Below are 13,716 nucleotides of genomic sequence, written 5' to 3'. Positions count from 1 at the left end.
TCATGCCTGAATCGCCTGTTGAAACGGCGCTGCTTTCACGTCGCGGTGCTTTAAAAATCGGACTGGGCGCGACGGCTTTTCTCGCCGTCGCCGGGTTGGGCGCCAGCCTCAGTGGCTGCTCGACCAGCACCAGCGCCCGTGGCTTTGAGGTACTGCGCAGCGCTGATCTGGATTTTTTGCAGGCGCTGATTCCGGTCATGCTGGCAGGCAGCATTGCCCATGTCGCCCTTCCCGGCGCAACAGACGCTACCTTGCATCAACTGGACAGCAACCTGGCTCACCTGTCGCCCGAGCTGCTCAAGCTGACCCTGCAACTGTTCGACGTACTGGCCATGCCCGTGACACGCGGCCCGCTGACCGGCGTGTGGAACCGTTGGGAGGACACCAGCCCCGAGCGCATTCAGCATTTTTTGCAGCGCTGGCAAAACAGCAGCCTCAACCTGTTGCGCATGGGCCATGGCTCACTGATGCAACTTGTGATGATGAGCGGCTACGAACAGCCCGAGTTATGGGCCCATTGCGGGTATCCCGGCCCGCCGGAAATTTAACTGAGCAATACAACCCCCCCGTGGGAGCTGGCTTGCCAGCGATGCAAGCGCCTCGGTCTATCTGACACGCCAGCGTGATGCCATCGCTGGCAAGCCAGCTCCCACAGACCTCTTATTCCGATGAGAAACCTCTTATGCCCGTACCCGATCTGTTCCGCGAAGGCCTGGCGCGAGGCTGGAAAACCTATGACGGTTCGCGACTCGACAGTGATCTGACGCTCGAAGCCGACGTTGCTATCATCGGCAGCGGCGCAGGCGGCGGCACCACGGCTGAAATCCTCAGTAACGCCGGGTATAAGGTCGTGCTGATCGAAGAAGGCCCGCTCAAAACCAGCAGCGATTTCAAGCTTCTCGAAGGCGAGGCCTACACCAGCCTGTACCAGGAAGGCGTCGGGCGCATGAGCAAAGACGGCGCCATCAGTATCCTGCAAGGCCGTGCCGTGGGCGGCACCACGCTGGTCAACTGGACGTCAAGCTTTCGCACCCCGGCGCAAACCCTGGAGCATTGGGCTCGCGAGCACGCGGTCAAAGGCCATAGCGAAGAGGCCATGGCGCCATGGTTTGAGCAGATGGAGCAACGTCTCGGCGTGGCACCGTGGCTGATCCCACCCAATGCCAACAACGAGGTGATTCGCAACGGCTGCGAAAAACTCGGCTACAGCTGGCACGTGATCCCGCGCAATGTGCGCGGTTGCTGGAACCTGGGCTATTGCGGCATGGGTTGCCCGACCAATGCCAAGCAATCGATGCTGGTCACGACCATCCCTGCCACCTTGGAAAACGGTGGCGAACTGCTCTATCTGGCCCGCGCCCAGCGCTTGCTGATCAATGGTGGTCAGGTTACCGGCCTGGAATGCCAAGGCATGGACAGCCGCTGCGTGGCGCCCAATGGCCACACCATCACGGTCAAGGCCCGGCATTACGTGCTGGCGGGTGGCGGCATTAACACCCCGGGCCTGTTGATGCGCTCTGAAGCGCCCGATCCTCATAAACGCGTGGGCAAGCGGACATTTCTGCATCTGGTCAACTTCTCGGCGGCGCAATTTCCCGATGCCATCAGCCCGTTTTATGGCGCGCCACAGTCGATTTACTCAGATCATTTTCAGTGGAAAGACGGCGCCACGGGCCCCATGGGCTACAAGCTCGAAGTCCCGCCGCTGCACCCGGCGCTGGCCGCCACCTTGTTTGCCCGTTATGGCGAAACCAGCGCCAAACACATGGCGCAGTTGCCGCATACCCACATGATGCTGGCTCTGATGCGCGACGGTTTTCACCCCGACAGCCCTGGCGGCAGTGTCGAGCTGCGCAGTGATGGCAGCCCGGTGCTCGATTACAGCCTCACGCCTTATGGCTGGGAAGGGCTCAAACGGGCCTTCCACAGCATGGCCGAGATCCAGTTTGCCGCGGGCGCCAGCAGCGTGATGCCGCTGCACAGTGACGCGCAGTACATCAACAGCCTGAGCAAAACCCGTGAACAGATCGACAGTTTGAGCCTTGAGCTGTATCACACACGACTGGCCAGCGCCCATGTGATGGGCGGTTGTGCGATGGGTGAAAATCCGCACATGGCGGTCACCGACAGCCTTGGGCGCCATCACCAACTGCGTAATCTGTCGATCCATGATGGCTCTTTGTTCCCCACCAGCATTGGTGCCAACCCGCAATTATCGGTGTACGGGCTCACGGCGAAACTCGCGACGCAGCTGGGCGAAAGGCTTAAAAATCCGTGAAAAAGACCTTAATTCGCCGCGTCTATAGTCCTTTCTTCTGCGAATGGCGACTTGGCCGACCGAGAATGCTGCGATACCATCCGACTCCCCAACGGATTCCCGCCAGGACGACGCGATGAACCGAGTGTTGTACCCAGGTACATTTGACCCTATTACCAAGGGCCATGGCGATCTGGTCGAACGCGCCTCGCGCCTGTTCGATCATGTGATCATAGCGGTCGCTGCCAGCACCAAGAAAAACCCGCTTTTCCCTCTGGAACAGCGTGTTGAGCTGGCGCGTGAAGTCACCAAGCACCTGCCCAATGTTGAGGTAGTCGGCTTCTCGACACTGCTTGCGCACTTCGCCAAAGAACAGAACGCCAATGTCTTTCTGCGTGGCCTGCGGGCCGTGTCGGACTTCGAATACGAGTTTCAGCTGGCGAACATGAATCGCCAACTGGCTCCCGATGTCGAAAGCCTGTTTCTGACGCCGTCAGAGCGTTATTCGTTTATTTCATCGACATTGGTGCGTGAAATAGCGGCGTTAGGCGGCGATATCAGCAAGTTTGTGCACCCGGTTGTGGCCGATGCCCTGACCGAGCGGTTTCGCAAGAAGTAACCGCTGAAGCGGCGCCCGCGTGCACTGCGGGCGCCAATGCGGCACAATTGCCGCATTCGATTTCAGTTGCCCGGGCAAACCGCCCCGGCCGGAGTACCCATGTCCCTGATCATCACCGACGATTGCATTAACTGCGACGTCTGCGAACCCGAGTGTCCGAACGCTGCCATTTCCCAGGGTGAAGAGATCTACGTGATCGACCCTAACCTGTGCACCCAGTGCATTGGTCATTACGATGAGCCGCAATGCCAGCAGGTTTGCCCGGTTGACTGCATCCCGCTGGATGAAGCGCACCCGGAAACCGAAGACGAACTGATGGAAAAATACCGGAAAATCACCGGCAAGGCGTAAGGGTTGCCTCGCGATCTTTTAAACAATCAAAAGATCGCGAGGCAAGCTCGCTCCTACAGGGTTTAGGGTTACTTCTGGCAGCGCGGGCAGAATACGCTGGCGCGCTGACCCAGTTTGACTTCGCGCAGTTCGGTGCCGCAGACCTTGCACGCTTCGTACGCACGGCCATACACAAACAGTTCTTGCTGGAAGTAACCCGGCTGACCATCACCCCCGATGAAGTCGCGCAATGTAGTGCCGCCACGCTCAATGGCGGCGGCCAAAATCCGCTTGATCTCAATCGCCAGCTTTAAATAGCGCGCCCGCGAAATGCTCTTGGCTTCGCGACGCGGATCAATGCCTGCGGCGAACAACGCTTCGGTCGCGTAAATATTGCCCACACCGACCACCACGGCGTTGTCCATGATGAACGGCTTGACGGCCATCGCACGCTTGCGCGACAGCTGGAACAGTCGATCACCATCAAACAGGTCGGTCAGCGGCTCCGGCCCCAGCTTGAGCAGCAGCTCGTGGTTCAGCGGGTCAAGGCTCCAGAGCATCGCACCAAAGCGACGCGGGTCGGTGTAGCGCAAGGCCAGCCCCGACTCCAGCTCAATGTCCACGTGCTCGTGCTTGAGCGCTGGCAACCCGGCTTCAACCAGACGCAAATTACCCGACATGCCCAAATGACTGATCAACGTTCCGACTTCGGCGTTGATGAGCAGGTATTTGGCGCGGCGCTCAACCCGCACGATTTTCTGCCCCGACAAGCGTATATCGAGGTCTTCGGGGATTGGCCAGCGCAGGCGCCGGTCGCGCACAATCACCCGGCTGACCCGCTGCCCTTCAAGGTGCGGAGCAATACCACGGCGGGTTGTTTCGACTTCAGGTAATTCAGGCATCAGAGGCTCTCACGGGTGAGCACCCAGCTCGCGGATGCTTTCTTTCACGTTCTCAAAGTCATAGTCAGACAGGCCGACGTAGTCCAGCACCAGAGGGCCGACGCTGTTCCACTCATGGTCTTCACGCTGGTTACCCAACACTTTATAAGACGCGCAGATGTGCTCGGCCATCTTGAGGATCGCCAGCAGGTTTTTAAGCTGGCTGTTGCGCGACGACTCGTCGCTGAAAATCGCCAGCGCATTGTGGTGGTTAGCAATCGCTTCGGTCAGGTGCGCAGGCAAGCGCCAGGATTTGGCCGTGTAGTAGCCGACCACCGCATGGTTGGTGTTGAAATGCCGGTTTTCTGTGTCGACCACCCGGCTGCCCGGTCCCGCGTTAGCGTAGCCCTGTTCCAGTACATGCATGTACTCAGGGAAGCGCTTGAGCATCAGCGGGATGCCGCAATCGTGAAACAACCCCAGCGCATAAGCCTCATCAGCGGCCAGCGTGCCGGTGCGTTTGGCCAGCGTCAGGCTGGTCATGGCAACGTCCTGGGCGGTGTCCCAAAAACGGTTGAGGGTCACGATGGTGTCGTCGGTCATTTCACCCTTGATCGACTGCGCGTTGATCAAGTTGATCACGGTGCGACTGCCCAGCAGCGTCACCGCGCGCCGGATCGAAGCTATTTTTTGGGTCAGACCGTAGTACGGCGAATTGACGATTTTCATCAGTGCGCCAGACAAACCGGGGTCTTGGGAGATCAGGCGGGCGATCACTTCCAGATCCGGATCAGGCATGTATTGCTCCATCTGCAAATCCACCATGATTTGCGGTTGAGGCGGCACGCTGATGCCTTGCAGTGCCTGGCTGATCTGCTCGGATGAAAGCTCTGGGGGCATGTCGACTTACTCTGGATTAGGCCGCGATTCTATCGGAAATTTATGACCGGATGGGCGCGTGATCCGACGCAATACCGCGAATCTACCAAGCTTGAAGGCCGCGTCTAAGGCTATAATCGCGCCCTTTTCAATACCCGGAGCGACGTCATGTCCCTGCCAAGCCTGCGCCTTAAAGCCAATGCCGATCGACGCCTGCGCGCCGGCCACCTGTGGATCTACAGCAACGAAATTGATGTAGCCACCACCCCTCTTCATGGCTTCAAGGCTGGCGACCAAGCCGTGCTCGAAACCGCCACCGGCAAACCGCTGGGCATCGTGGCCATGAGCCCGAACAACCTGATCTGCGCTCGCCTGCTGTCGCGTGACATCAAGCTGCCATTGGACAAGTCGCTGCTGGTGCACCGCTTGAACATGGCCTTGTCCTTGCGCGAGCGTCTGTTCGACAAGCCTTACTACCGTCTGGTGTACGGCGATTCTGACCTGCTGCCAGGTTTGGTCGTTGACCGTTTCGGCGACATTCTGGTAGTTCAGCTGGCGTCGGCAACCATGGAACAGCACAAGGACGACGTCATTGCCGCCCTGGTGCAAGTCATCAAGCCAAGCGGCATTCTGTTCAAGAACGACTCGGCCGCCCGCGATGCCGAAGGTCTTGAGCGTTACGTTGAAACCGTTTTCGGCCTGGTGCCGGAGTGGGTTGCCCTGGAAGAAAACGGCGTGAAGTTCGAAGCGCCGGTCATGGCTGGCCAGAAAACCGGCTGGTTCTACGACCACCGCATGAACCGCGCCCGTCTGGCGCCATACGTCAAAGGCAAGAAGGTCCTGGACCTGTTCAGCTACATCGGCGGCTGGGGCGTACAAGCCGCTGCGTTTGGCGCCAGCGAAGTGACGTGCGTCGACGCCTCCTCGTTCGCACTTGACGGTGTAGAACGCAACGCCGCGCTGAACGGCTTTGCAGAGCGCGTGACCTGCATGGAAGGCGACGTGTTTGAAGCGCTCAAAGAGCTCAAAGCCAACGAAGAGCGTTTCGACGTGATCGTGGCTGATCCGCCCGCCTTCATCAAACGCAAAAAAGACCTGAAAAATGGCGAAGGTGCTTACCGCCGTCTGAACGAGCAAGCCATGCGCCTGCTCACCAAAGACGGGATTCTGGTCAGCGCTTCGTGCTCGATGCACTTGCCCGAAGACGACCTGCAAAACATCCTGCTGACCAGCGCCCGCCATCTGGATCGCAACATCCAGCTGCTGGAACGCGGCGGCCAAGGCCCGGATCACCCGGTACACCCGGCCATCGTCGAAACGCGCTACATCAAGAGCATCACCTGCCGCTTGCTGCCTAACAGCTAAGTCGCAATGACCCCCTGTAGTCGCTGCCGAAGGCTGCGATGGGCTGCGAAGCAGTCCTGAAGGCCCTTCGGGCCTTATCGCAGCCTGCGGCAGCGACTACATGTTCAGGGCCGATCCACCCTCGGGCTCAGCTCCACGCCCCCCATCTCCAACGATTGGTAACGCGGTTTCACCACCTTCGCTTTCCCCTCCCGAATCAGCTCAATCAGCTCCAGCGGGTTGTCGTCGACTTCAAACTTGCCCGCACGCTGCCATTTACCCTGAGCATCGCGCTTAAAGAAGTACAACGGGCCAGACCACTTCTGCTTAGGCACTTGCAACACTTCGTTCTGCCCATCCTGATCCAGATCGACGGCCCACATCGCGCACCCCGGATACCGGCACAGATGGCCTGGCATGCCCAGCGCTTCGAACTGCTCACTGCCGTCCACAGCGGGCCCGATCCACTCCAGCAGCCTGTCGTTGGACGCGCGTGCGCCCTGGCCTGTGTCCGCTTCCTTGAGCCGTTTCAACAACACCTGCCGTGCAGGCTCGGCCAACACCTTGCCTTGTTCGACTTGCGCCAATAAAGCCTCGTACGCCTGTTCGCCCGGCAAGCCCAATTGATAGCGCAACGTTTGCGCATCGAACGCATCAACCGCCGTTTTGCCGCTCAACAAGCGCTGCACTTGATTCTTTGCACTGATCTGCAGCGGGCTGAACCAAGGTGTGTGGATCGCCAGCAACACCGCCACGCAACCCAGTGCAATCCATGGATTGCTGACACGCAAACTGCCCAACCAGACTGATCGCGACGCAAGCACGGCCAAGACCGCCGCCACGCTGTGCGCAAAGACCACCAGCACCAGCAGCATCGCTAACAGGCGGCTTGGGGTGAGGCCGTATTGTTCAATTCGCAACCAGCTCGAATACCCCGCCAGCACCACGAGCACAGGCAAACACAGCAGGCACAGATCAACCATGCGCACCAGCCACACCGGGTAACCACTGCTCTGCTGCCCGTCCTGAAACACGCCGTTGAGAAAGAACAGATTGACCGCCACCAGGCACAGCATGATCGGCGTCGAATAGCCCGTACCCCAAATCGGTGCCAGCCCGCTAAAGGGCAGCGCAAACGTGAACACAATCGCAATCATCGAACTCAGCGGCAGCAGAAAGCGGCACAGCGTGAGCAGAATGCCGCGCAACAGGCCAATCACCCGATCATTCTCACGGCCCATGTGCAGGCCCAGCGCGAACACCATCATCGAACTGACGCAGATAAACCCAGTGGTTGAGAACAGCTGATTCAGCGCGACAATACCGAGCATCTTGAACAAGCTGCCCCACAACAGCAGCAGCGCCCAAAACACCGCATTCAGCAGCAAGCCCAGCAACACGATAAACACCGTGTCCCAGGCATGGCGAAACAAATCTTCATAGCGCGGCATGCGCGCTTCACGGGTCGGCCAACTGAGGATAAACGCCGTCACGATGTACGTAATGACGACCGAAAAAAACAGCCAGCTGCCTGCGAGCCAATTATTGGTGTGCCAGAGCTCTCCTGCGTCCTGGAACACCCACGCGCTGATCGCCGCCATCAGCAGGGTAAAAGCCGTCACCAGCCACCGCGTGCCCCGCAGGCGAACACTGTCGCCCAGCAATATCAAATTGATACCACCCACCAAGGTGAAGGCGATCAACGCATGTTTAAGGCTCGACCCGCCAACATGGCTGGCCAGCCACAGTAAAAGCCCTTGGATCAGGCCAATGGCCAGGCACCTGTAAACGGATCGATTGAGGGTGAGCATTCAGAATCCCTGCTGAAAAATGACGCTTCACTTTATCCCTTGAATGGGCAAACGTCGAAATACCCCTCTAACAAGGCAACAAAACCCACAGGCAGGTTTTGCGCCAGCAACGTCTGGGCCATTCCTTCCCGCCGCCAGCCGTGTAGAATCGACGCATTCATCGCCAATCATCCCCGGCGGGTTTATGAGCTCAAGCCCAAGCGCGCGGCGATCCCGCAGCGTTCACGGCAACTCGCGGATACGTGGTCATTTCTGTGTGATCCGCCAGTCATTAGAAGCTCACTTCCCTGTTTGTTACCTGATTAGCCGCCCGGAGTTGTTCCATGCCTGACTATCGTTCGAAAACCTCCACCCACGGCCGCAATATGGCCGGTGCCCGCGCTTTGTGGCGCGCCACGGGGATGAAAGATGCCGACTTCAAGAAGCCGATCATCGCTATTGCCAACTCCTTTACCCAGTTCGTACCCGGCCACGTCCACCTCAAGGACATGGGTCAACTGGTGGCCCGCGAGATCGAGCGCGTTGGCGGCGTTGCCAAAGAATTCAACACCATTGCAGTCGATGACGGCATCGCCATGGGCCACGACGGCATGCTGTATTCGCTGCCGAGCCGCGAGATCATCGCCGACTCCGTCGAGTACATGGTCAACGCCCACTGCGCCGACGCCATCGTGTGCATTTCCAACTGCGACAAAATCACCCCTGGCATGCTGATGGCTTCGTTGCGCCTCAACATCCCGGTGATTTTCGTTTCGGGCGGGCCAATGGAAGCGGGCAAAACCAAGCTCGCCAGCCACGGTCTCGACCTGGTAGACGCCATGGTCATCGCCGCCGACTCCAGCGCTTCTGACGAGAAGGTTGCCGAGTACGAGCGCAGCGCTTGCCCGACGTGCGGTTCATGCTCCGGCATGTTCACCGCCAACTCGATGAACTGCCTGACCGAAGCCCTGGGCCTGGCCTTGCCGGGCAATGGTTCGACCCTGGCGACCCACAGCGACCGCGAACAACTGTTCCTGCAAGCCGGTCGCACCATCGTTGACCTGTGCCGCCAGTACTACGTCGAGAACGACGACTCGGTCCTGCCGCGCAACATCGCCAACTTCAAGGCGTTCGAAAACGCCATGACGCTGGACATCGCCATGGGCGGTTCGACCAACACCATCCTGCACTTGCTGGCCGCTGCCCAAGAGGCCGAGATCGACTTCGACCTCAAAGACATCGACCGCCTGTCACGCCATGTGCCGCAACTGTGCAAAGTGGCGCCGAACATTCAGAAGTACCACATGGAAGACGTGCACCGCGCTGGCGGCATTTTCTCCATTCTCGGCTCGCTGGCCCGTGGCGGCCTGCTGCACACCGAACTGCCGACCGTGCACAGCAAGACCCTGGCCGAAGGCATCGCCAAGTGGGACATCACCCAGACTGACGACGAAGCCGTGCATACGTTCTTCCGTGCAGGCCCGGCCGGCATCCCGACGCAGACCGCGTTCAGCCAGTCGACCCGCTGGGACACCCTGGATGACGACCGTGAAAACGGCTGCATCCGCAGTGTTGAACACGCCTATTCGCAAGAGGGCGGCCTGGCTGTGCTGTACGGCAACATCGCGCTGGATGGCTGCGTGGTCAAAACCGCCGGTGTCGACGAGTCGATCCACGTGTTCGAAGGCAACGCCAAAATCTTCGAAAGCCAAGACAGCGCCGTGCGCGGCATTCTGGCTGACGAAGTGCAGGCCGGTGACATCGTGATCATCCGTTACGAAGGCCCGAAAGGCGGTCCGGGCATGCAAGAAATGCTCTACCCGACCTCGTATCTCAAGTCCAAAGGCCTGGGCAAAGCCTGTGCCCTGCTGACCGATGGTCGTTTCTCGGGTGGCACCTCGGGCCTGTCCATCGGCCACGCTTCGCCAGAAGCCGCTGCCGGTGGTGCGATTGGTCTGGTGCAAGACGGCGACAAAGTGCTGATCGACATTCCGAACCGCTCGATCAACCTGTTGGTCAGCGACGAAGAACTGGCCACACGCCGTGCTGAGCAAGACAAGAAAGGCTGGAAGCCGGTTGAAGTGCGTCCGCGCAAAGTCACCACGGCGCTCAAGGCCTACGCCTTGCTGGCCACCAGCGCCGACAAGGGCGCGGTGCGTGACAAAGCACTGCTGGACAAGTTGGTGCCATAAGCCAACCCGCCAAACAAGAATCCCGGCCATGTGCCGGGATTTTTGTTTGATACATCTGCGTTTACTGAATTTCATCGGGTTTGACGATCACCCAGTTTTTGTCTGCCGTCACCGACAAACCTTCTTTTGCCTGTGCTGCGGCGTTTTTGGCCATCATGCCTTGCAGCTGCGTCATGTATTTGTCTTTGCGGTTGATCCACAAATGAATCCCGCCTTTGTTCACGTCAACGCTGTGAAACAACATGTAGCCGTCGCTCGATGGCGTATCGCCTGCCACCAGCACCGGTTTTTTCCATTGGTCGATGTACGTCAAAATCGCCGCCTGTTTGCCCGCCATCCAGGTGGCCGGGGTCCATAGGTAAGGCGTGAGTTCAAGCCCCATGTTGGCTTGCTCGTTGTAAGTGCCCGCGCTGATCTGCTTACGCGCCGTGGTCAGCTCGCCGGTGTCGCGGTTTTTGAGCAACGTACTCACACCAATCACGTTCTGTGGTTTGACGTTGTAGCCGTACTTTGGATCGGCCGCGACCATGCGCACCAGCTCTTCAGAGGCGGCGGTCATCACGTACACGTCGATGCCGTTTTCCATCAGTTTGTTAAACAGCTCAACCTGACCCGCAAAGATCTTGGGCGGTTGGATCTCGGCCGTCTTGAGCGTATCGCCTTCAAAATACGTCACAGGAATGGGCTGCCCGGACGCCATCAACTCGTCCACATAGCCTTTGAGCTGTTGCAGGGTAAAGCCGGAAAACACTTGCGCGACCCATGGGTAACAGACCATGTCGTCGACTTCACACAAACGGTAGTAATAGCTGAACAGGCTTTCCGGGTGATCGGCCGTGTCTTTAAACGGGATGAGCTTGAGCGACGGATCAAGGCTGTCACGAGTGATCAGACCCAGGTTTTCCATGTACGGCAACAGCGCCTCTTCCAGGTCGTTGCGGTAGCTGGTGTTGTCCATGTCAAAAACCGCGAAGTTACCCTTGTTCGCGTTGGCGGCAATCATGGCGTTCAATTGCTGGGCCTGATCCGCTGGCCAGTGCTCCAATTCAGTCGCCAATACCTGCCCGGCCAAGCCAAAACACAGGGTTGCAGCTATCCACTTCGCCGTCAGATTCATCAGCTATGCTCCTCGTAAAGGCGTCGACGCTAGCAAACCTCTGTGACAGTTTTAGCGTGGATACGACCTTTAGCATCCTGAAAGCGCCACCCTCTTATTCCAAAAACCAAGGTCATCATTCCAGAACGATATATTTCGAGCTATATCAACCTGTTAGCATTTCCGGTTCGAAATTTTTATCGCTAAAAGACTGGTTCAAGTCGTCCCCTCGGAGCTTTCATGAATGTCCCGCTGATCCTCAATCTGCTGGTGTTCCTCGCGTTGCTGTTCGGCTTGTCGCTGACCCGCCACACCGCGTGGAGTCTGGCAAAAAAAGTCCTGCTGGCGCTGGTTATCGGCGTGCTCTTCGGCTTGGGCTTACACCTGGTGTACGGCACGGACAGCCAAACCCTCAAAACCTCCATCGGCTGGTTCGATCTGGTCGGCAGTGGCTACGTGCAACTGCTGCAAATGATCGTCATCCCGTTGGTGTTTGCCTCGATCCTGAGCGCCGTTGCGCGCCTGCACAACGCATCATCGCTGGGCAAAATCAGCTTCCTGACCATCGGCACGCTGCTGTTCACCACCATGATCGCAGCGCTGGTCGGCATCGGCCTGACCAACCTGTTCGGTCTGACCGCTGACGGCCTGGTCGCAGGCGCAGCTGAAATGAGCCGCCTGCAGATCATTCAGAGCGATTACGTGGGCAAGGTCTCGGACCTCAACGTGCCGCAGTTGCTGCTGTCGTTTATCCCGCAAAACCCGTTTGCCGACCTGGCCCGCGCCAAGCCGACGTCAATCATCAGCGTGGTGATTTTTGCGGCATTCCTGGGGGTTGCGGCACTGCAACTGTTCAAGGACGAGCCGGAAAAAGGCAGCAAAGTACTGAACGCCATCGACACCCTGCAAGCCTGGGTGATGCGCTTGGTGCGCCTGGTCATGAAGCTGACCCCGTACGGCGTGCTGGCCCTGATGACCAAAGTAGTCGCCATGTCCAACCTGCAAGACATCCTCAAACTCGGCAGTTTTGTGGTGGTGTCCTACATCGGCCTGGCGCTGATGTTCGTGGTTCACGGCGTGATCTTGTCGGTGTCCGGCGTTAACCCGCTGCGCTTCTTCCGCAAGGTCTGGCCGGTGCTGACCTTCGCCTTCACCAGCCGTTCGAGCGCTGCCAGCATCCCGCTGAGCATCGAAGCACAAACCCGCCGCCTGGGGATTCCGTCTTCGATCGCCAGCTTCGCGGCATCGTTTGGCGCGACCATTGGTCAAAACGGCTGCGCGGGTCTGTACCCGGCCATGCTGGCCGTCATGGTTGCCCCAACGGTGGGCATCAACCCGCTGGACCCGGTGTGGATCGCATCACTGGTGGCGATTGTGACCTTGAGTTCGGTGGGCGTTGCGGGCGTGGGCGGCGGTGCAACCTTCGCGGCCCTGATCGTACTTCCAGCGATGGGCTTGCCGGTGTCACTGGTGGCGTTGCTGATCTCGGTCGAGCCGTTGATCGACATGGGCCGTACGGCGTTGAACGTCAGTGGTTCGATGGTCGCCGGTACCGTCACCAGCCAGATTCTGCACCAGACCGACAAGGCCATCTTGGCTGAAGACGATCACGGGGATTTGGCGCACGCTTAACCCTCGAGCCCCTGTAGGAGCGAGCTTGCCTCGCGATCTTTTAGACGATCAAAAGATCGCGAGGCAAGCTCGCTCCTACAGGCGATGTGTCAGCGTTAAACCCTTTCCCACACCTCAAAGCTGAACGCTGGCTTGCCCTCTGCGGCGTCGTGCTTTTCTTCTGATACCAACGTCCACAACGCCTGATCAAACTCAGGAAACCATGCATCTCCTTCCGGGCTCAGGCCCACGCGCGTCAGGTACAAGCGGTCGGCATCCGCCAGGCCTTGGGTGTACAGCTGCGCGCCACCAATCAACATCACTTCGCTCACGCCCTGCTCGTTTGCCCACGCTTGAGCGCGCTCGACGGCGGCCTCTAGGGAGGCAAAGACTTCGGCACCTTCGAGCTGCAAGTCGGTCTGACGACTGACCACCAGGTTCAAGCGACCCGGCAATGGGCGGCCCAGCGAATCCCAGGTTTTACGGCCCATGATGATCGGCTTGCCCAAGGTGGTGGCCTTGAAATATTTGAAATCCGCCGGCAAATGCCACGGCATGCTGTTGTCGACGCCGATCACGCGGTTTTCACCGAGGGCCGCGATCAGGCTGAGGGGGAGTGATTTTTTCATGCCGGCGAGGATACCAGAGCCGCCCTCGCCTGGGTGCAGTACCCCGACTTGCGTCACAGCGGTTATGCTCATGGCTCACTTGAATGGA

General features: G+C 58.9%; 12 protein-coding genes. 7 read left to right on the top strand and 5 right to left on the bottom strand.

Annotated features, from left to right (window positions below):
• Positions 1-2: 2 nt before the first annotated feature.
• The 4 genes from RHM56_RS24480 to RHM56_RS24465 all read left to right on the top strand — a co-directional run bounded on the left by RHM56_RS24480 (position 3) and on the right by RHM56_RS24465 (position 3,227).
• A complete protein-coding gene (locus tag RHM56_RS24480) occupies positions 3-548 on the top strand; it encodes a twin-arginine translocation pathway signal protein (protein WP_322236882.1) in 546 nt (181 codons plus the stop codon).
• 134 nt (positions 549-682) lie between these two features.
• Positions 683-2,278, top strand: coding sequence for a GMC family oxidoreductase (locus tag RHM56_RS24475; RefSeq protein WP_322236880.1), 1,596 nt, complete (start codon positions 683-685; stop codon positions 2,276-2,278).
• 115 nt (positions 2,279-2,393) lie between these two features.
• Entirely contained in the window at positions 2,394-2,876 is a 483-nt protein-coding gene (coaD, locus tag RHM56_RS24470; RefSeq protein ID WP_019409197.1) for a pantetheine-phosphate adenylyltransferase, read from the top strand.
• Between the two features lie 99 nt (positions 2,877-2,975).
• On the top strand, positions 2,976-3,227 hold the full coding sequence (locus RHM56_RS24465) for a YfhL family 4Fe-4S dicluster ferredoxin (protein ID WP_019409198.1): 252 nt from the start codon (positions 2,976-2,978) through the stop codon (positions 3,225-3,227).
• Positions 3,228-3,295: 68 nt separating this feature from the next.
• Here the strand turns inward: RHM56_RS24465 and mutM are convergent, their stop codons facing one another.
• Positions 3,296-4,108, bottom strand: coding sequence for a bifunctional DNA-formamidopyrimidine glycosylase/DNA-(apurinic or apyrimidinic site) lyase (gene mutM / locus RHM56_RS24460; protein ID WP_322236878.1), 813 nt, complete (start codon positions 4,106-4,108; stop codon positions 3,296-3,298).
• A 9-nt stretch (positions 4,109-4,117) separates the two neighbouring features.
• Entirely contained in the window at positions 4,118-4,933 is an 816-nt protein-coding gene (locus RHM56_RS24455) for an HDOD domain-containing protein (RefSeq protein ID WP_322241859.1), read from the bottom strand.
• Between the two features lie 201 nt (positions 4,934-5,134).
• Here RHM56_RS24455 and RHM56_RS24450 point away from each other — a divergent pair, with 201 nt between their 5' ends.
• Positions 5,135-6,331, top strand: coding sequence for a class I SAM-dependent rRNA methyltransferase (locus tag RHM56_RS24450; RefSeq protein WP_322236876.1), 1,197 nt, complete (start codon positions 5,135-5,137; stop codon positions 6,329-6,331).
• 104 nt (positions 6,332-6,435) lie between these two features.
• Here the strand turns inward: RHM56_RS24450 and RHM56_RS24445 are convergent, their stop codons facing one another.
• Entirely contained in the window at positions 6,436-8,121 is a 1,686-nt protein-coding gene (locus tag RHM56_RS24445) for a DUF4153 domain-containing protein (protein WP_322236874.1), read from the bottom strand.
• Positions 8,122-8,444: 323 nt separating this feature from the next.
• On the opposite strand from RHM56_RS24445, the gene ilvD reads away from it, so the two are divergent.
• On the top strand, positions 8,445-10,292 hold the full coding sequence (gene ilvD, locus RHM56_RS24440; RefSeq protein ID WP_322236872.1) for a dihydroxy-acid dehydratase: 1,848 nt from the start codon (positions 8,445-8,447) through the stop codon (positions 10,290-10,292).
• 61 nt (positions 10,293-10,353) lie between these two features.
• Here the strand turns inward: ilvD and RHM56_RS24435 are convergent, their stop codons facing one another.
• Positions 10,354-11,409 carry a haloacid dehalogenase-like hydrolase gene (locus RHM56_RS24435; RefSeq protein ID WP_322236870.1) on the bottom strand — a complete coding sequence of 352 codons (1,056 nt, stop codon included), beginning with the start codon at positions 11,407-11,409 and terminating at the stop codon, positions 10,354-10,356.
• 219 nt (positions 11,410-11,628) lie between these two features.
• Here RHM56_RS24435 and RHM56_RS24430 point away from each other — a divergent pair, with 219 nt between their 5' ends.
• On the top strand, positions 11,629-13,020 hold the full coding sequence (locus tag RHM56_RS24430) for an L-cystine transporter (protein ID WP_322236868.1): 1,392 nt from the start codon (positions 11,629-11,631) through the stop codon (positions 13,018-13,020).
• A gap of 95 nt (positions 13,021-13,115) precedes the next feature.
• Here the strand turns inward: RHM56_RS24430 and RHM56_RS24425 are convergent, their stop codons facing one another.
• Complete coding sequence (locus tag RHM56_RS24425) at positions 13,116-13,628, bottom strand: dihydrofolate reductase (RefSeq protein ID WP_322241858.1); 513 nt, start codon at positions 13,626-13,628, stop codon at positions 13,116-13,118.
• Positions 13,629-13,716: the final 88 nt, after the last annotated feature.

Origin of the sequence: Pseudomonas sp. CCC3.1 (genome assembly GCF_034347405.1) — a bacterium.
Taxonomy (GTDB): Bacteria; Pseudomonadota; Gammaproteobacteria; order Pseudomonadales; family Pseudomonadaceae; genus Aquipseudomonas.
Note: the sequence above shows the minus strand (reverse complement) of the source record. Positions and strands in the feature narration are given on the sequence as shown.

Bases quoted from the DNA above. Each gene is read 5' to 3' on its own strand.
- coaD (WP_019409197.1), top strand. From the start codon at position 2,394: ATGAACCGAGTGTTGTACCCAGGTACATTTGACCCTATTACCAAGGGC.
- RHM56_RS24435 (WP_322236870.1), bottom strand. From the start codon at position 11,409: ATGAATCTGACGGCGAAGTGGATAGCTGCAACCCTGTGTTTTGGCTTG.
- RHM56_RS24475 (WP_322236880.1), top strand. From the start codon at position 683: ATGCCCGTACCCGATCTGTTCCGCGAAGGCCTGGCGCGAGGCTGGAAA.
- RHM56_RS24465 (WP_019409198.1), top strand. From the start codon at position 2,976: ATGTCCCTGATCATCACCGACGATTGCATTAACTGCGACGTCTGCGAA.
- RHM56_RS24445 (WP_322236874.1), bottom strand. From the start codon at position 8,121: ATGCTCACCCTCAATCGATCCGTTTACAGGTGCCTGGCCATTGGCCTG.
- RHM56_RS24425 (WP_322241858.1), bottom strand. From the start codon at position 13,628: ATGAAAAAATCACTCCCCCTCAGCCTGATCGCGGCCCTCGGTGAAAAC.
- RHM56_RS24480 (WP_322236882.1), top strand. From the start codon at position 3: ATGCCTGAATCGCCTGTTGAAACGGCGCTGCTTTCACGTCGCGGTGCT.
- RHM56_RS24450 (WP_322236876.1), top strand. From the start codon at position 5,135: ATGTCCCTGCCAAGCCTGCGCCTTAAAGCCAATGCCGATCGACGCCTG.
- ilvD (WP_322236872.1), top strand. From the start codon at position 8,445: ATGCCTGACTATCGTTCGAAAACCTCCACCCACGGCCGCAATATGGCC.
- RHM56_RS24430 (WP_322236868.1), top strand. From the start codon at position 11,629: ATGAATGTCCCGCTGATCCTCAATCTGCTGGTGTTCCTCGCGTTGCTG.
- mutM (WP_322236878.1), bottom strand. From the start codon at position 4,108: ATGCCTGAATTACCTGAAGTCGAAACAACCCGCCGTGGTATTGCTCCG.